Raw genomic sequence first — 17462 nt, forward strand, 5'->3', positions numbered from 1 at the left:
CAACAGCGCACCCGGCGCTGTCAAGGAATATCACCCGCAAACACAGTAAAAACGGGGCGCCGCGGGGGCGCCCGGGAGGGTGGGCGGCAAGGGGGAGGGGAAAATACCGGTGAATTCTCCTGTTTACCGGCCGCCGCCGGGACGGTAAACTTAGCGAGGGGGAAATTCACATGAGTACGACAGAGGAAATCGTCATATTAGGATCGGGCTCCACCGCCTTCGCTGCGGCGCTGAGGGCCAAGGAGCGCGGCGCCCGATCCATCATGATCGAGCGGAGCGTCCTCGGCGGCACCTGCATCAACTGGGGGTGCATCCCCTCGAAGACCCTGATCCACTGCGCCCTGTTCCGGCACGAAGCCGAGCTGGGCGAGCGGCTTGGCCTTGGGGTGCGCAGGGAAGGCATCGACTTCCCCACCCTGGACCGGCACAAGTTCGCCGTGGTGCAGGAACTGAGGCAGAAGAAGTACCTGGACGTCCTGGCGCAGCTTCCGGAGCTGTCCCTCGTCAAGGGGAAGGGGGTATTCGTCGCCCCCGGCAAGGTGCAGGTGGAGGACCGGGTCATCGAAAGCGACCGCATCCTGATCGCGACCGGCGGCCACCCGCGCGTTCCCGCCATACCGGGGCTGGAGCGGACCCCGTACCTGACCAGCAAGAGCGCGCTCCTCCTGAAGAGCCTCCCGGAATCGCTCACCGTGGTCGGCGGCGGGGTCATCGCACTGGAGCTCGGGCAGATGTTCCACCGGCTGGGGGTCCCGGTCACCATACTGGAGCACGGTTCGCGCGTGCTTCCCGCGGTGGAACCGGAGCCGGCACTTGCGCTGCAGCATGCGTTGGAGGGCGAGGGGATGAGGGTGGTGGTGGGAGCCGCGATCTGCTCGGTGGCGCGCGAAGGGGCGGGGGTGCGGGTCGAGGCGCTGGTCGACGGCGAGCCGCACCAGTTCTTCTCTCAGCAGCTCCTCTTGGCGGTGGGGACCGCCCCCGCCACGGAAGGGATCGGGCTGGAACGGGCCGGGGTGGAGCTTGACCCGCGCGGCTTCATCAAGGTCGACGGCGAGATGCGCACCACGGCGCCGGGCATCTGGGCGGCCGGCGACGTCACCGGCGGCATGCAGATCGCCACGGTGGGGGCGCGCGAGGGGATCGCCGCGGTGGACAACATGCTGCAGACCGGATGCCACTGCGAAGTAAACTACCAGACTTTACCGATGGCGATCTTCACCGATCCCGAGGTGGCCATGGTGGGCTACGGCGAGGGGGCGGCGCGCCTGGCGGGCTTCGACGTGGAGAGCCACACCATACCCGCCTCCGCGATACCCAAGGCCCACGTCACCGGGGCGCTGGACGGCGCCGTCAAGATCGTCGCCGACCGCGTCACCGACCGGATCCTCGGCGTCCATATCTGCCTGCACCGCGGCGCCGACATCATCAACGAGGCCGCCCTCGCCATCCGCTGCCGCATGACCGTGGCCGAACTCGCCGACACGCTGCACGTCTACCCCTCCATGGGCGAGGGGCTGCGCCTGTGTGCCCAAGCCTTCAACCGCGACCTCACCCAGCTCTCCTGCTGCGCCGAGTAGCCCCCTGAGCGGCGCCGGCCGCACCCTTCCCCCCCCGGATTAGCAATTGACAACGAATTCATGAAGAATTACCATGCTGCCGCGTCGGACCGCGCCTTGGCGGCACGACAAGCCGGTGCTTGCTTTTGTGCAATGAGTTATGAGCGGGGGGAAATGTCGATGGCGGCTGAAGTTCTTTTCGTGGATGACAACAAGCTGATCTTGCAAGCCTCCGTCGACCTGTTCAAGGCACAGGGGATCGAGCTGCTCACCGCCGGCGACGCGGCTGAGGCCCTGGAGCTGTTCCGGGAGCACGAGATCGCCGTGGTGGTCTCGGACAACCGCATGCCGGGCATGTCCGGCCTCGACTTTCTCTCCGAACTGCGCCAGCTTTCCCCGGACACCGTCAAGGTGCTCATCTCCTCCTACGTCGACCTCGCCACCGCGCTTGCCGCCATCAACAACTCGGAGGTGTTCCGCTACCTCTTGAAGCCGTGGAAGGAGCAGGAGATCCTGGACGTGGTACGGGAGGGGCTCAGGCGCTACCGGACCGTGCAGGCCATGAGGCGGGAGGACGAGGCGGTGCTGCGCTCCCTCGCCCAGACCATCGAGCTCAAGGACCCCAGCACCAAGGGGCACTGCGACCGGGTGGCGGTCTACGCCCTCCTGATCGCCGACGCGATGGGGCTCTCCAAGGACACCCTGCGCCAGATCAAGTACGGCAGCTGGCTGCACGACTGCGGCAAGATCGGCATCTCCGAGGTGATCCTAAACGGCAGCGGGCGCCTGAACGACGACGAGTTCGAGACCATGAAGCTGCACACGGACTGGGGCGCCGACCTTGCCGAGAAGGCGAGGCTCTCGGAGCTGGCCAAGAACATCATCCGCCACCACCACGAGAAGTACGACGGCACCGGCTACCCCTTGGGACTGAAAGGGGAGGAGATCCCCCTGGAGGCGCGCATCGTCTCCGTGGCGGACATCTACGACGCGCTCACCATGGACCGCTCCTACCGCAAGCGCTACCCCCTGGCCGAGGCCCGGGAGATGGTCCGCTCCATGAGCGGCGCAGCGCTCGACCCGGGCATCGTGGAGGTCTTCCTCCAGGTGGTCCCGCAGGGCCCCCTCCCCTCTTCCGAGGAAGTACTCGGGGACGCCCCGCTCGCTCATCCCGACCCGAAGCGGATCGACCTCAACCTCGTGCGCGCCCTGGCCTAGGGCGCCTCATCTCCCCCCGGCGGGGAACCATCTCCGCACCACGAAACTCTTCGCCCCGGCGCTCCCTTTCGGGAAGCTGTCCGCGGGCTTTCTCGTTTTCATGATCTGCCTGACGAGCTCCTGCCTGGGCGTGATCATCACCCCGCTCGGCTTCCCGCCGCACCCCATCCTGCTTTCGATGATCGATTCGTCGTCGAGCACCACCATCACGTGTCCGTTCCAGACTAGGAGGTCCAGTGGCTTGAGCTTGCGCGCGATCGCCTCGGCGGAGAGCCCCGCCACCGGGACCGCCTCGCCGTAGCCGATCAGGGTGGAGGTATTCCTGGGGGTGAAGCCGTCGGTAGCCTGGTAGAGAAGACCCGAGCAGTCCACCCCGGCCAGCGGGTCCCCGTGCGGGTAGTACTTGCGCAAAAGCGGAACGCCATCCTTCACGTTCCCTCCCCACACGTACGGTTTGCCCAGAGCCGCCAAAAGCCGTTTCTGAATCTCCGCCAGCTCCGGGAGGTGGCGCGGGCGGTCCTTGGCCGCCGCATCGGCCTCTTCTACGAAGCGGGCATCAACGTACAACCCGGTTTTGGAAGGATAGGGATAATCGTTGCTGGTCACCCGCAGCACCTTGACGCCGTTCTTCTCCAGCTCTCCCTCAACGGCGAACAGGGTGCCCGGCAGGGCGATGAACTCGATGGGGCGCACCCCGCGGCAGGGATCAAGCGCGACCTTACCGCCGAAGCTGCCGGCGAAGTCGGGGGTGTTGAGGACCGGGGCGAAGGAGACGGCGACTACCCGCTTCGGGGCGGCAGCGGCGGTTACGCGGGTGGAGAACGGGGTTACGGCAAGGGCAAGGGCTATCACCGCGAGCAGAAGAGTCTTCATGACCTACCTCGTGACAGGACCGGCGGGAGCGGCTTGGGCCGGAGCCCGGCCGGCGGGAACGCGGCGGGTGCCGCGGGTTGCGGCGCGGACGGAGCCGCGCTCAGTCGGCAAAGGCCGCGGCAAGCGGCAGGAGGTGCACCCCCACCCCCTTCAACAGCGGCAGCGCCAGCCGGACCCCCTTGGGCTCGTTGCCGTTGCCGTGCACCAGGATGAAGCTGCCGCGGCGCGGCTGCTCCCCTTTGGCGAGCCAGGCGTCGGCGCCGATCGGGACCAGGGAGAGCTCCGCCAGGAGGTTCATGGCGGCGCCGTCGGAAACAAGGCCGGGAAAGCGGAAAAAGGGGGAGGGAACCATCCCGCGGGAGAGGAGCTGCTGCTCCAGCTGCAGCACCTCGGCGCGCAGGTCGGTCCCCGGCGCCAGCAGGAAGTTCCCCGGAAGCGGCACCTTGGGGTCGTAGTGGTGGTGCCAGGAGTGGTTCACCCAGGTGACCGCGAGCCTCCCCGCGGCGACCTCCCCCTTCAGGTAGGCCACCTCCTCCGGGTGGCTCTCCAGCCACACCCCGGTGACCATCACCGCCACGGGCACCGCCTTGCCACGGGAGAGCGCCGCCGCGGCCTCGAAGAGCTCGCGCTCGAAGGGGCGCTTGGAGGGGCAGAGATCGACGGTGAGAAAGAAGCCGTCGGCAGCGGTCTCGGCGCGGGTGGCGCCTCCGTTTTGCAGCCGGTACGGGGGAGCGGTGTAGCGCTTCACCGCGCGCCCCAGCCGGGTGGCGTTGAAATCGCCCTCCCTTCGCGGGACCAGGTCGGCCGCCGGGAGGTCGAAGCTCTGCAGGGTGACGGGGTCGACGGCGAGCCGGTGCGGCACGCCATCCTCCTTAAAGCCCCTGATGGCCCACAGTTCCCGCCCCGAGCAGTCGGCGACCGGCTCGCGCAGCGCGCGGTAGTCGGAGATCTGCAGCGCGTGGGAAGAGCCTGGCGCCAGTATCAGGAGCGGGAAGAGGAGCAGCAGGCAGAACATAAGACGCATGGCGGACTCTTTGGCGGGGTGCGGCGTGCCGGAAGGCATGGAGGGGCTAGGCCAGCACCGAGCGGAGCGCGGCGTCGATCTTGTCGACGTCGACGCGGGTGTTGAAGCAGGGGCCGAAGGGGCGGTCGTTGAGCACCCCGATCACCGGCAGGGGGTAGCAATCCTTGATCCCCGAGGTGAGGTCGCGTTCGCAGGCGACGGCCAGGACCAGCTTGGGGCGCTTCTCGATGATCACCTTCCTGGCCAGGGTGCCGCCGGTCGCCACCGAGATGTCGACGTTGTACTTGCGGGCCAGGTCGGCGAGCCCCATGATGTCGCAGCGGCCGCAGCGCAGGCACTTGTCGATCTCCCCGGTGACCTTGATCTCGCACTCGGCGAGCTGCAGGCAGTGGGGGAGCAGGATCAGGATCCGGTCCGCCTTGATCTTCAGGCGCTGCGAAATCACCAGGGAGTTGTTCATGGCCACGAAGGACTGGCGGATGGTGTCCTTGGAGATGCCGCAGAGCTTGCCGATCTGCTCGATGAGCGGGAGCAGGAACTTGATCACGACCCCGCGCATGAACCTGGTGCCGAGGATGTCCTTGCCGAGCGCCGTGGTGAGCACCAGGAGGGCGGTCCCGAGGACCGCGATGCCGGAGAGGACGGCGAACACCATCCCCACCACGCGCGGCAGGTCCGGGTGGATGTTGGCCAGCCCCATGGTCGGGATGTACCACCCCAGGTAGATGAGCCCCACCACCAGAAGGCAGGTCACCCCCATGAGGGCCACGAAGAGTCGCTTCTGGGGCGGTTTCTGATAGGTTCCTTTATGCCCCAACTGCAGAATCCTTTTTGCCCAGCAGCGAGCCCGCCGGCACCTTGTAGCCGGCCAGGAAATCCCCGGCCGCCATCCGCTTCTTCCCTTCCAGCTGCAGCTCACGGATCACGAGGCTCCCCTCGCCGCAGGCGACCTCGATGCCATCGCGGCCGGCAGCGACCACCTCGCCGGGGGTCCCGGTTCCGGCGGCGGTCTGCACCTTGTACACCTTCAGGAGCTTGTCGTCGAGGAAGCTGAAGGCGCCGGGCCAGGGGGTCATGCCGCGCACCTGGTTCTTGATGTCACGGGCGCTCCTGGTCCAGTCGATGAGGCCGTCTTCCTTCTTCATCATGGGGGCGTAGCAGGTGAGCGCGTCGTCCTGCTTCTCGGGGGTGAGCTCGCCGGCGACCAGGCGGTCCAGGGTCTGGGCCAGGAGCTCGGCGCCCAGCTGCGACATCCGGTCGTGCAGGCTCTGGGTGTCCTCGTCCGGGTCGATCGGGGTGGCGCTCTTGAGCAGCATATCGCCGGTGTCGAGCCCCACGTCCATCATCATGGTGGTGACCCCGGTCTCGGTCTCGCCGTTTATGATGCACCAGTTGAGCGGCGCGGCGCCGCGGTAGCGCGGCAGGAGCGAGGCGTGCACGTTGATGCAGCCGTGCTTCGGGATGTCCAGGAGCGCCTTGGGGAGGATCTGGCCGAAGGCGATCACCACGATCAGGTCCGGCTCCAGGGCGCGGATCTCCTCGATCGACTCGGGCAGGCGCACCTTCACCGGTTGCAGCACCGGGATGCCGTGCTCCTGCGCCACCACCTTGACCGGAGGCGGGAGGGTCTGCTGCCCCCTCCCCTTGGGGCGGTCGGGCTGGGTGACCACGGCCACCACGTTTTCACCGCGTTCGATCAGGGTGCGCAGGGTGGGGCAGGCGAATTCGGGTGTCCCCATGAAGACGATACGCAAACCGGTCATCGTTGCTGCTCCTTTGCCTCTTCCTGGGCGCGCTGGTAGCGCTTGCGGAAGAGCCCCTTCTTGAGCGGGGAGAGGTGGTCTATGAAGAGGACGCCGTCCAGGTGGTCGATCTCGTGCTGGAAGGCGATCGCCAACAGGTCGTCGGCGCGGATCACCACCTCCTCGCCGTCCAGGTTCAGCATCTTCACCACCACGCGGGCGTGGCGGCGCACGTTGGCCGAGAACTTGGGCACCGACAGGCACCCCTCCTCCTCGTAGGCCTCACCTTCGGCGTGAACGATCTCGGGGTTGATGGCGACGATCAGCTCGGGCTGTTCGTCCTTGCACGAGACGTCGATCACCACGATGCGCTGGTGCACCCCGATCTGGGGGGCGGCAAGCCCCACCCCGGGGGCGTCGTACATGGTCTCGGCCATGTCGCGCACCAGCTCGCGGGTCTTTTCGGTAATCACGGTAACCGGCAAGGAGCGTTTCTTTAACTCCGGGTCCGGATAGGTCAGTATTTTTCGTACCATATGTCCTTCCTTTGGCTTTGGGGGCTATCCGGGTCACTATACTAAAGTTGTCGGGAAAAAATCAACGAGATACTCATGAGGGGAGGGAGCGCGCGAGGCTCATCGGCCGGCGCCTTCCCGCGTCAAAATCCCGTCAAAAGGGGCCGAAAGTCAAAAAAACGTCCGTCAAAAAGGACCCTTTCCCCGGATCACCGGCAACGATTTCGATGTGTTAGCGGGAGGGAACGTCTCTTGCTTGTCTCCAGGTTCGACAGTCGCAGCAGGAGGAAGGCATGACGCAGGAACCTATGGCAGCATCGAAGCATCTCACCGGAAAAACCGCACCCCCGGCAGCGCTCCTGGCGGCAGCAGCCGCCCTGCCGCACCTCCTGGCCCGGGGCAGGGCCGACGTGCCGTTGCGCACGCCCGCCAGGCGTCCGCGCCGCATCTGGGGGAGCGAGGACGGCTTCACCATGGCGGCCCCGCGCCGCTAGCCGCGGCAGCTACCTCCCCGTCGCCAGCTTCCCTCCCAAAAGGCGCGCCTTCGCCAGGACGCGCCTTCCCGCACACTGACGCTCCTCCCTGGCCGAAAGCCCCACAAAGATGGTCCCCATGCAGCTCGCCCCGAGCAGCTCCGCGCTCTGCCTGAGCATCTTCACGACCGGCGTGAACAGCCGGGCCATGAAGCCCGGCGCCGCGCTCGCCGCCACCAGCACCGCCCGCCTGGGCTTTTCCCGGCTGCGGACCTTGGGCGCCGGAGTGCCCCAGGGCCAGTAGGCGTAGCAGACCAGACGCTCCACGAACCTCTTGGTGAGGGCGGTGACCGCCCCGAAGTTGGTCGGGGAGGCGAGCACCACCCCCTGGCACCCCTCCACCAGGTCGAGCAGCCGCGCCATCTCGTCGGCGACCGGGCAGATGCCGCGCGCCCCTCCCGGCGTCTGGGTGCAGAGCCGGCAGTTGGTGCAGAACTCGACGTGGGTGTCCAGGAGGTAAACCTTCTCGACCTGTGCGCCGGCCGCGGCGGCTCCGGCCAGGACCGCATCCACCACCTGGTCGACCATGCCCCCCTTGCGGTAGCTTCCCACGATGGCGACCACCTTCACTGCGTCACCCATAACGCCTCCGTCAGCCCGCCTGCCCGTGGCACTCCTGTTCGCGGCGGCACCCTCACCCCTGCCCCATCCCGGAGGGCGAGGGGGAAATCGACCGGCGGCAAGGACTACTTACTTTGTTTCCGCATCCCGCGCCGCCTGTTCGGCCCGCGCCTTGCGCTCCAGCTTCCTTCTGCGGCGCCCCCCCAGGAATGACTCCTCGATCACTATGAAAACGAACAGCACGATGAAAAGGGCGAAGATGACGCCCAGGATCTTGAACAGCAGGGTCATGTTGCGCTTGCTCCTTAGCTTTGCGGTCGCCCGGGGAGCCCGGACCGGCTGGCTACTATACCGATCCGGAACGAGGTGTCAAGGCAAACCCGCTAGCCGTTGCCGGTGAGCTTCTTCCAGCCGCTGCCGGCCAGTTCCAGGACGCCGTCCATGGTCCTTTTGTAGAACTTCCTGACCGGGATGCGGTTCACCAGGATCTCCTCACCGCTGCGCTCGAGGCTGACCGGCTCCCCGGATTTCAGCTGCACGACCTTCTCGTAGTGCTCCCCCCCCACCCCGAACAGGAAGGAATAGCGCCGCCCCTGGGCCAGGCAGGAGACGATGATGATGATCCCCTCCGGGACGCCGGTCTTGAAGTCGAAGCGGGTGGTGGCTGCGACGAAGCGCCCCTCCACCGGCTCCCCGTTCAAGAGCTCGTTCAGGGTGAGGTTCTTGGGTTTCATGCGCCCCAGTGGAGGAAGCCCCCACGGTGAGAGTGCGGGGTGCGAGCGCTGGCGGTAGTGGCTGGTCCGCTCCAGGAGCGTCACCACGTTGTTGTTGATCGGCCCGCCGATGGAGTGGGCAAGCCCCATCTGGAAGCGCCCGCCGGTGATCAGGCGGTGGTTCTCCACGATCTGGATCATCCCCGTGGCCCCCAGCGGGTGGCCGCGCCCCTTGAGCCCGCCGGTCAGGTTGGTGGGGAAACTGCCGAACTCGCCGGTCAGCTCGTCGTTCAAGAGCGCCTCGACGATGCGGCGGCGCGGGACGAAGCCAAGGTCCACCATGTTGATGGGGCCGAACCCGTTGAAGGGGTCGTGCATGTTGACGTGGATCTTTCCGGCGAAGTCGGTGATCTTCCTGATGCCCGCCATGGCGTAGGCCTCGGCGGCGGCGCGGACCGTGGCGGGGAAGCTGTGGAAGTAGGGGCGGTCGGCGATGGTGGGGATGTCGGTGGCGCTCCCCACCCCCGAGACGATCACCTCGTGCGGCGTCGCCGACAGGAGCACCGCGGCGACCCCGTCGGACATGGGGCAGAAGTCGTGGTAGCGCAGGGGCCACCAGTAGCGGTAGTTCTTGCCGGTGACGATCTGGCGGTAGTACTCCTCGAGCGGGATCTCGAAGGAGAGGTGGGCGTCGGGGTTCCTGGCGGCGAAGCGGTGTGCCCTTTGGGTCAGAAGCGCGGAGAAGGCGGTCCACTCCTCGGTGGAAAGCCTGAGCCGCTCGATCAGCGAGCGGGCCACCAGCGCGCCGCAGGCGGGCATCGAGAGCCCGAACTCGGCCTCGTCCTTGTCGATCACCCCGGCGACGATGCGGGTCGCCTGCCCGGTGGAGACGTCGCTCATCTTCTGGATGCCGATGGCGAGCACGTGATCGCAGCGCCCGGAGGCGATCTGCAGGTAGGCGTACTCGAGCGCGGAGGCGCCGGAGGAGGAGGCCGTGTCGATCAGCACCGACTTGGCCCCGGAGATGCCGAGCACCCCGGCGATCTTGGCCGCGGTGTTGTCCACCCCGGAGAAGGCGACCGGGTTCTGGCACCCCACCACGACGGCGCCCACCTCGGAGCGGCGGATCCGGCTCCCGGCGAAGACCTCCCCCGCCTTTTCGGCCATCTCCAAAAAGCTCAGCGCCTCGCGCTCCCGGCCGTTGTAGCGCCCGACCGGGGCGAGGTACGAGGAGGCGACGTAGACCTCCCTGGGTTTGAATTGCTGCGTCACGCTTCCCCCCTGTAACGGGCGGCGCGTCGCCTTCCGGCGACGGATTAGCCTTGCCAGCGCCCGCCCACTCTGCTATCTATTAGAACGCTGTCACAACATATCATTCAAGGCGGTTTTCATGGTAGAGAAAATTAAGAATATCGTTGTATTTGTCAAGGACATCAAGGCCGCGCGTCGTTTTTACCGGGAGCAGTTAGGGCTCCCCGCGGGGCAGGAGACCGAATACATGATGGAGTTCCTCCCCGGCGAGGGGACCGCCCTTGGGGTGTCGCTGGCCATGCACGACGCGGCGCAGAAGCTGGTCGGGCGCCACACCGGCATCACCTTCACCGTGAAGGGGCTCGAGGAGCTCTACGCCCGGCTTACCCGGGAGGGAGTGCGTTTCACCGAGCCCCTGGAGAAGAGCCCGTGGGGCAAAATGGCGGTTGTCGCCGACCCGGACGGCAACGAGTTTGCCCTGGTGGAGATGTGAGATTCGTTTTAGCGTGCACCCTGCTGCTGGCCGGTGCCGGCTCAGCGGCAGTGGCCGCCCTCCCCGCCCCGCGCCCCTACAGCGGCTGCGGGGTGCTTATCCTCAGGCAGGGGGCGGGGTGGCAGCCGGAGAGCCTCGCGCTGTACCAGGAACCGGGCCTGCATCGGTTGGCCGAGACCACGCCCCAGGCGCTGCCGCGGCTCTCCGGCGACGACGCTGAGCCCCTTCTGGCGGCGAGCGAGCGGCGCGGCGGCTGGGTGCGGGTCGCGCTGGACGAGGCCGGGCGCCAGGGGTGGCTCGAAAAGGCGCGCGGGTGGGAGTACCGGGAGTGGCGCGACTTCCTGCCGGGGCGCACGGTGCGGCTTCTCCCCGGCCTGAAGAAGGAGTGGTACCAGTTGCGCCAGGCCCCCGGCGGCGAGCCGGCCCCCTCGGCGCCGCTCTCCCGGGACCAGGAGCTCAGGGTCCTTGAGGTGGCGCAGGAGTGGGCCCGGGTGGAGGCGCCGGCCGGGTGGCTGCGCTGGCGCGACCCCGACGGGAGGCTCACCGTCTCGCTGGCTGGAAGGCGCTGAAAAGAGAAAAAACATTGACATTGAATTCCCTGCATGCTATTTGAGGCGTCATGTATACTAACAGCGTTACATCACGTGGCACCGTCCACGCGGCAGCAGCGGCCAGACCTTTCAAGAGCCGCCACTGCTGATTAGAAAACAATAAATTTCTACTGAAGGCCGTGGGGGACCCCCGCGGCCTTTTTTTATACAAAAAACGGCTCTAGTCGCAGCAGATACATACCATCAGGGGGGAAAGAATGCGCAACGACATAGTTACTCCCGGCGCGGGAGAACTCACCTACGAAATCCGAAACATCGTCACCGTGGCCGAGAAGGTGCAGCGCCTCGGGGTGAAGATCAACTGGGAGAACATCGGGGACCCCATCGTCAAGGGAGAGACCATCCCGCTCTGGATGAAGGAGATCGTTGCGACCGAGGCGATGCACGACGAGAGCTACGCCTACTGCCCCACCCGCGGCGTGCTGGAGACCCGCGAGTTCATCTGCGAGATCACCAACAAGCGCGGCGGCGCGCAGATCACCCCGGACGACATCATCTTCTTCAACGGGCTGGGCGACGCCATCGCCAAGGTCTACGGGAACCTGAGGGCCGAGAGCCGCGTGCTGATGCCGTCGCCGACCTACACCACCCACTCCATCGGCGAGGCGGCCCACGCCAACGCGGTCCCGGTCTGCTACCGGCTGAAACCCGAGGACAACTGGTACCCCGACATGGAGGACCTCGAGTGCCACGTGAAGTACAACCCGCAGATCTCGGGGATCATGCTCATAAACCCGGACAACCCGACCGGCATGGTCTACCCCCCCGAGGTGCTGAAAGAGATCGTGGCCATCGCCAAGAAGTACGACCTGTTCCTGATCGCCGACGAGGTGTACAGCAACATCGTCTACAACGGCGAGCACACGGTACCCATCTCCGACGTGATCGGCGAGGTCCCTGCCATCGCCATGAAGGGGATCTCCAAGGAACTCCCCTGGCCCGGCTCGCGCTGCGGCTGGATCGAGGTCTACAACGGCGAGCGCGACCCGCGCTTCAAGAAGTTCGTCAACTCCATCCTCTCGTCCAAGATGAACGAGGTCTGCTCCACGACGCTGCCGCAGCGCTGCCTCCCCGCCGTGATGAAGCACCCGGAGTACCACAACTACCTGAAGGAGCGCATCGGCCGCTACGAGAAGATGAGCAACATCATGTACGACGCGCTCTCCCGGGTCCCCGAGCTGTCGGTGAACCGCACCAACGGCGCCTTCTACATGGCGGTTCCCTTCAAGCAGGGGGTGCTGAACCACACCCAGAGCCTGCCGATAAAGAACCCCGAGATCCGCGCGCTGGTGGAGGGGATCGTGAACCAGCCCGGCGTCGCGCCGGACAAGCGCTTCGTCTACTACATCCTGGCCCACACCGGCATCTGCGTGGTGCCGCTCTCCTCCTTCAACACCGAGCTCCTCGGTTTCCGCGTCACCCTGCTGGAGCGCGACGAGGAGGAGTGCCGCAAGATCTACCGCACCCTGACCGAGAACATCGCCGCCTACCTCGCCTCGTAGCCAGGTACGGCGTCCCCTCCCCTCTCCCTCCCCCCTTCCGGGGGGAGGGAACCTTCTCACCGCTTCTCCCCCTCCCCCCCTTTTTCTCCCCCACACCCCCTTTTTTGCCGCAAGTGGACGTCCTCATTGACTATCGAGCGGCAGTTATGCTATCCATGCTCCATTTGGGCAGCATCCTCACCACCTCAGGGGTTTCACGATGGCCTCGGTTGTACCGGAAAGAAGGCAGTCGGCGGCAAACGCCCGCGGCGCGGCAGATGCTTAGCGGCATAAGCGGCAGCGTCGAACCGGATATCGCCCCGGACACCTTCGAGGTCATCGGGCGCATCCTCAAGGCCCGCTCGGGGTTCACCCTGGACGGGTACAAGGACAAATGCGTCAAGCGGCGCATCCACATCCGGGTCCGCGCCACCCACTCCCCCTCCCCCGAGGCGTACGGCGAACTACTCACCCGCAGCACCGCGGAACAGGACCACCTGCTCCGGGTCCTCACCATCCACGTCTCCCACTTCTTCAGGAATCCGCCGGTTTTCGAAAAACTGGGCGCCGAGATCCTGCCGCAGCTGTTCGAGCAGCGCGACCAAATCCGGGCCCTGAGCGTCGGCTGCGCCGGCGGCGAGGAACCCTACACCCTGGCACTGCTCATGAAGGAGCGCTTTCCCGCGGCCATCGACGCGGGACGGGTCACCATCCTGGGCGTGGACGTGGACACGGCCATCCTGGAGCAGGCGCGGGAAGGTCTGTACCACCCGGACCGGCTGGCGGAACTCCCCCCGGGGGTCCTAGAGCGGTGGTTCGCACCCGAGGGGAGCCGCTACCGCCTCTGCCGCGAGCTCCGCGAGCAGGTCCATTTCGAACACGCCGACCTGAACCACCGGCAGGGGTGGGACCCCTGCGATCTCATCCTTTGCCGCAACGTGCTGATCTACTTCGAAAGGGAGCGCCAGGAAACCGTCCTGAACGGCTTCGCGGACGCCCTCTCCCCCGGAGGCTACCTGGTGCTGGGCAAGGCCGAGACCCTTTTCGGCACGGCCCGCAAGCGCTTCCGGACCATCTGCCCGGTGGAGCGGATCTACCGGGCCCTATGATAGCCCGACCGATTTTTTGAGCAGGAAAAGGAGCAATTCCCCCATGTACATCCAAATCGGCTACAAGTTCATCCTCGGCTTTCTGGCCGTCGTCGCCGCCGTCGTTTTCGTCCCTTCCGCGGTGCAGCTGCTGCAGTACTCCCCCGAGCTCACCAGCGTCATCTCCTACGTCGTGGCGCTCACGGTGGGGCTCATCCTGGGATCGTTCTTCTCCAAGAGCTTCACGAAGAACATCTCCCTTTTGACCGGCGCCACCGAGTCAATCAGCCAGGGGGACCTCTCCCGCGACCTCAACTTCCCGGCGACCCGTTTCCCCGACGAGACCCACTCCATGGCGCTCTCCATCAACACCATGCAGGAAAACCTGCGCGCCCTGGTGCGCCAGATCCGGGAGACCTCGGAGCGCGTCTCCGAGTCATCGCGCACCCTCTCCTCCAGCGCCCTGGAGATCAACGCCTCCACCGAGGAGGTGGCCCAGGCGATCGAGAGCATCTCCGGCGGAGCGGAGAACCAGGCGGAGATGCTTGCCAAGAGCGCCAAAGTGATCCACGAGATGGCGATCTCGGTCGACCTTGTGGCGCGCCGGGCCAAGGAGACGGCCAAGGCGGCGCGTGAGACCAGCCTCACCGCGCAGAAGGGGGGGGAGCTCGCCAACGACTCCGTCGAGCGGCTGAAGAGCTTCTTCGACTCCGTGGAGCTGATCAGCATGCAGTTCATGGACCTGAACGGGAAACTGCAGCAGGTGGGGAAGATCGCCGACTTCATCGTGGAAATGTCCCGCCAGACCAACCTGCTCGCCCTGAACGCCTCCATCGAGGCGGCCCGCGCCGGCGAGTACGGCAAGGGGTTCGGCGTGGTGGCCGAGGAGGTGAGAAAGCTCGCCGACGGCAGCGCCAAGAGCGCCACCGACATCGTGGAACTGATCGACCTGGTGAAGGTGGAGAGCCGCCGGCTGCAGGAGACCATCACCGACAGCTCGCGCGGCATCATCGTCGGGAAGAAGAACCTCGACGTCACCGCGGACGCCTTCAGGGAGATCCTGGCAACCGTCGTCGAGACCGAGAGGAAGGCCAATTCCATCGCCGACCTGTCCCAGATGCAGACGACCGGCGCCGCCAAGATGGTGAGCATGGTCGACGAGATCGCCAAGGTGGCCGAGGACAACGCGGCCTCCACCGAGGAGGTGTCAGCCGCGACCGAGGAGCAGCACGCCGCCATGCAGGAGATGGTGTTCCAGACCCAGGAACTCGCCCAGCTCGCCGGCGAGCTCCTGCGCTCGGTGGAGCGGTTCCAGGTCGAGCCGGAAACCGTGCCGGAGCCCGAGGCGTGACCCCGCAGCGCCTGCTTTTGTTCAGCGCGGCGCGTCAGCTCTTCGCCTTCAACCTGCAGGAGGTCTGCGAGGTGATGGAGCCGCAGCAGTGCTACCCCTTCGCCGGGGTGCCCCCCCACTACCTGGGGCTGATCAACTTCCACGGCAACCTGACCGCGCTGGTGGACCTGGCGAGCTACCTTGGCCTGCAGAGCCGCCCGCTGCCGGGCAAACTCCTGGTGATCGACACCAGGCTCGCCCACCTGGCCCTCAAGGTGGACGCGGTAGGCTCCATCCTCGACGCCGGGAGCATCACCGGCGCCAGCAGCCACGACGACCCGCTCACCGAGGCGCTGCTCGAGACGCCGCAGGGGAGCGTGCGCCTGATCCGGCTGGAGGCGCTCTTGAGCGGCCTGGAGCAGGAGCTGCAGGGATCCGTTCCCAACGATGCCAAACCAGGAGGTACCTGATGGCCTTGAAGGTCATGATAGTGGACGACTCCCTGTTCATGAGGAAAATGCTGCGCGACATCCTCGTGGAAGAGGGGTACGAGATAGCCGACGAGGCATCCGATGGCGTGGAGGCGGTGGCGAAGTACAAGGAGTGCCTCCCCGACCTGGTCACCCTGGACATCGTGATGCCCAACAAGACCGGAATCGAGGCGCTGCAGGAGATCATGGCCTACGACGCCGGCGCCCGCGTGGTGATGTGCTCCGCCATCGGCCAGGAGGCGCTCACCACGGCGGCGACCGTGGCCGGCGCCAAGGCGTTCATACTGAAGCCCTTCAACCCCGAGCTGGTGCTCCGGGTGCTCAGGGAAGTGGCCCAGGGGTAAACGATGGACATGTCGCAGTACAAGGCCCTGTTCCTCTCGGAATCCCGGGAGTACCTGCGCAGCATCGCCGAGCAGGTGGTGGCCCTCGAGCAGTCCCCCGCGGAGCGCAGCGCCGTCGACGCGCTGTTTCGCGGCGCGCACTCGCTGAAGGGGATGGCGGCCTCCATGGAGTACGGCGACGTGGTGGTGGTGGCCCACGGCATGGAGGACCTGATGGCGCGGGTGCGCGACGGCGCCCTCCCCTTCGACGCCGGGGTGGCCGACCTGCTCCTGGAAGGGGTCGACCTGATCGACGCGCTGCTTGACGACGTGGAGCAGGAGCGCCCCTCCACCCTCCCCACCGGCGACTACGCGCAGCGGCTGGCGATCTACACCCCGGCGCGACCGAAGGCGAGCCGGGAGGTCCAGGCGGAGCCGGAGCCCACCCACCCGGACGCGGCTGCGCCTCCCGCCGCCGAGGCGGAAAAGGCGAAGGAGTCGGCCGGCGAGGCGGGTGGCACGGTGCGGGTGAAGACCGAGCTTTTGGACCACCTGATCAACCTGACCGGCGAGCTGGTCACCAACAAGCAGCGCCTTTTGAACATCGGCCGGGAGCTCGCCTCACCGGCGCTCGACGACGCGGTCTCCGAGACGGCGAAGCTTCTGCGCGCCCTGCACGACGAGGTGATGAAGGTGCGCCTGATGCCCTTCGAGGCGATCAGCGACCGCTTCCAGCGCTCGGTGCGCTCGGTCGCCAAGAAAAGCGGCAAGGAGATCCATTTCGAGCTGACCGGGCGCGAGATCGGCCTGGACCGCGGCATGCTGGAGCAGCTGGTCGATCCCCTGAACCACATCCTCAGAAACGCCGTGGACCACGGCATCGAGGAGAGCGGCGAGCGGGAGCGGGCCGGCAAGCCCGCCAGGGGAACGGTGTGGCTCGCGGTGACCCGGGACCGGGACCGCATCCAGATCACCGTCCGCGACGACGGCCGCGGCATGGAGCCCAAGGCCATGATCGAGGCGGCCATCGCCAAGGGGGTTTTGTCCCCCGAGGAGGGCGAGCTGCTGTCGCCGGACCAGGCGCTGATGCTGTCCTGCATCCCCGGCTTCTCCACCGCGAAGGAGGTGACCGACATCTCCGGCCGGGGGGTCGGGATGGACGCGGTCAACGCCGCCATCCAGAAGCTCGGGGGGACCCTGGGGATTGATTCCGAGCCGGGACGCGGCACCACCATCACGCTCAGGCTCCCGCTCACCATCGCCATCATCCACGCCCTCGTGGTGCAGATCGGCCAGGTGAAGGCGGCCATCCCGGTGAACGCGGTGCAGCGCACCGTCGAGCTCTCCCGTGGCCAGATCGAGACCATGGGGAAGAGGCAGATGTTCCAATTGGACGGCGAGCCGATCCCGCTGCTGTCGCTGAACCGGGTGCTGGGGCTGCCGCTTGGTCGCTTTCCGGACGGCATCCTCCCCCTTTTCGTCACACAGGCCAAGGGGCGCCGGGTCGGCATCGTTGTGGACCGCCTTTTGGGGCAGCACGAGCTGTTCGTAAAGCAACTGGGGAGGCCGCTCTCCAAGATGGCCGGGGTAGCCGGGGGCGCGACCCTCGGCGACGGCGAGATCGTCGCCATCCTCGACCTGGCCGGGCTCCTGTGAACC

General features: G+C 66.6%; 19 protein-coding genes. 11 read left to right on the forward strand and 8 right to left on the reverse strand.

Annotation, left to right across the window (positions count from 1 at the left end; all coding sequences use genetic code 11):
- Positions 1-170 precede the first annotated feature (170 nt).
- The gene (gene merA / locus KOM00_RS02860) at positions 171-1577 is read left to right on the forward strand and encodes a mercury(II) reductase (protein WP_216497328.1); all 1407 of its coding nucleotides are present in this window, start codon (positions 171-173) and stop codon (positions 1575-1577) included.
- A 159-nt stretch (positions 1578-1736) separates the two neighbouring features.
- The gene (locus KOM00_RS02865) at positions 1737-2774 is read left to right on the forward strand and encodes an HD-GYP domain-containing protein (RefSeq protein ID WP_216497329.1); all 1038 of its coding nucleotides are present in this window, start codon (positions 1737-1739) and stop codon (positions 2772-2774) included.
- 6 nt (positions 2775-2780) lie between these two features.
- Here KOM00_RS02865 and KOM00_RS02870 read toward each other — a convergent pair whose 3' ends face one another.
- The 5 genes from KOM00_RS02870 to def form a co-directional block, all read right to left on the reverse strand.
- Positions 2781-3647: an NlpC/P60 family protein gene (locus tag KOM00_RS02870; RefSeq protein ID WP_216497330.1), complete on the reverse strand. Its 867-nt coding sequence runs from the start codon at positions 3645-3647 to the stop codon at positions 2781-2783.
- 100 nt (positions 3648-3747) lie between these two features.
- Positions 3748-4671 carry a polysaccharide deacetylase family protein gene (locus KOM00_RS02875; RefSeq protein WP_236026711.1) on the reverse strand — a complete coding sequence of 308 codons (924 nt, stop codon included), beginning with the start codon at positions 4669-4671 and terminating at the stop codon, positions 3748-3750.
- Between the two features lie 46 nt (positions 4672-4717).
- On the reverse strand, positions 4718-5488 hold the full coding sequence (locus KOM00_RS02880) for a DUF116 domain-containing protein (RefSeq protein ID WP_236026712.1): 771 nt from the start codon (positions 5486-5488) through the stop codon (positions 4718-4720).
- Positions 5478-6434, reverse strand: a complete 957-nt coding sequence (gene fmt, locus KOM00_RS02885) for a methionyl-tRNA formyltransferase (RefSeq protein ID WP_216497332.1) — start codon at positions 6432-6434, stop codon at positions 5478-5480. The genes KOM00_RS02880 and fmt overlap by 11 nt, the downstream gene beginning before the upstream one ends.
- Positions 6431-6949, reverse strand: coding sequence for a peptide deformylase (gene def / locus KOM00_RS02890; protein ID WP_216497333.1), 519 nt, complete (start codon positions 6947-6949; stop codon positions 6431-6433). Before def ends, fmt begins: the two co-directional genes overlap by 4 nt.
- 272 nt (positions 6950-7221) lie before the next feature.
- On the opposite strand from def, the gene KOM00_RS02895 reads away from it, so the two are divergent.
- Positions 7222-7422, forward strand: a complete 201-nt coding sequence (locus KOM00_RS02895; RefSeq protein ID WP_216497334.1) for a hypothetical protein — start codon at positions 7222-7224, stop codon at positions 7420-7422.
- A 9-nt stretch (positions 7423-7431) separates the two neighbouring features.
- Here KOM00_RS02895 and KOM00_RS02900 read toward each other — a convergent pair whose 3' ends face one another.
- The 3 genes from KOM00_RS02900 to KOM00_RS02910 all read right to left on the reverse strand — a co-directional run bounded on the left by KOM00_RS02900 (position 7432) and on the right by KOM00_RS02910 (position 10007).
- Complete coding sequence (locus KOM00_RS02900) at positions 7432-8043, reverse strand: flavodoxin family protein (RefSeq protein WP_216497335.1); 612 nt, start codon at positions 8041-8043, stop codon at positions 7432-7434.
- A 108-nt stretch (positions 8044-8151) separates the two neighbouring features.
- Positions 8152-8313, reverse strand: coding sequence for a hypothetical protein (locus KOM00_RS02905; protein WP_216497336.1), 162 nt, complete (start codon positions 8311-8313; stop codon positions 8152-8154).
- Positions 8314-8405: 92 nt separating this feature from the next.
- A complete protein-coding gene (locus tag KOM00_RS02910; protein ID WP_216497337.1) occupies positions 8406-10007 on the reverse strand; it encodes a thiolase family protein in 1602 nt (533 codons plus the stop codon).
- Positions 10008-10125: 118 nt separating this feature from the next.
- Here KOM00_RS02910 and KOM00_RS02915 point away from each other — a divergent pair, with 118 nt between their 5' ends.
- The 8 genes from KOM00_RS02915 (at position 10126) to KOM00_RS02950 (ending at position 17459) form a co-directional block, all read left to right on the forward strand.
- Positions 10126-10479, forward strand: coding sequence for a VOC family protein (locus KOM00_RS02915; protein ID WP_216497338.1), 354 nt, complete (start codon positions 10126-10128; stop codon positions 10477-10479).
- Complete coding sequence (locus KOM00_RS02920; protein WP_216497339.1) at positions 10476-11048, forward strand: SH3 domain-containing protein; 573 nt, start codon at positions 10476-10478, stop codon at positions 11046-11048. The genes KOM00_RS02915 and KOM00_RS02920 overlap by 4 nt, the downstream gene beginning before the upstream one ends.
- Before the next feature lie 239 nt (positions 11049-11287).
- Complete coding sequence (locus KOM00_RS02925; RefSeq protein ID WP_216497340.1) at positions 11288-12592, forward strand: pyridoxal phosphate-dependent aminotransferase; 1305 nt, start codon at positions 11288-11290, stop codon at positions 12590-12592.
- Positions 12593-12849: 257 nt separating this feature from the next.
- Positions 12850-13680, forward strand: coding sequence for a CheR family methyltransferase (locus KOM00_RS02930; RefSeq protein WP_216497341.1), 831 nt, complete (start codon positions 12850-12852; stop codon positions 13678-13680).
- A gap of 43 nt (positions 13681-13723) precedes the next feature.
- Positions 13724-15010, forward strand: coding sequence for a methyl-accepting chemotaxis protein (locus KOM00_RS02935; RefSeq protein ID WP_216497342.1), 1287 nt, complete (start codon positions 13724-13726; stop codon positions 15008-15010).
- The gene (locus tag KOM00_RS02940) at positions 15007-15459 is read left to right on the forward strand and encodes a chemotaxis protein CheW (RefSeq protein ID WP_216497343.1); all 453 of its coding nucleotides are present in this window, start codon (positions 15007-15009) and stop codon (positions 15457-15459) included. The genes KOM00_RS02935 and KOM00_RS02940 overlap by 4 nt, the downstream gene beginning before the upstream one ends.
- Positions 15459-15824 (forward strand): response regulator, encoded by a 366-nt coding sequence (locus tag KOM00_RS02945; protein ID WP_216497344.1) that lies wholly within the window; start codon positions 15459-15461, stop codon positions 15822-15824. Before KOM00_RS02940 ends, KOM00_RS02945 begins: the two co-directional genes overlap by 1 nt.
- A 3-nt stretch (positions 15825-15827) precedes the next feature.
- A complete protein-coding gene (locus KOM00_RS02950; protein WP_216497345.1) occupies positions 15828-17459 on the forward strand; it encodes a chemotaxis protein CheA in 1632 nt (543 codons plus the stop codon).
- Positions 17460-17462: the final 3 nt, after the last annotated feature.

This window comes from Geomonas diazotrophica, assembly GCF_018919385.1.
Classification (GTDB): Bacteria; Desulfobacterota; Desulfuromonadia; order Geobacterales; family Geobacteraceae; genus Geomonas; species Geomonas diazotrophica.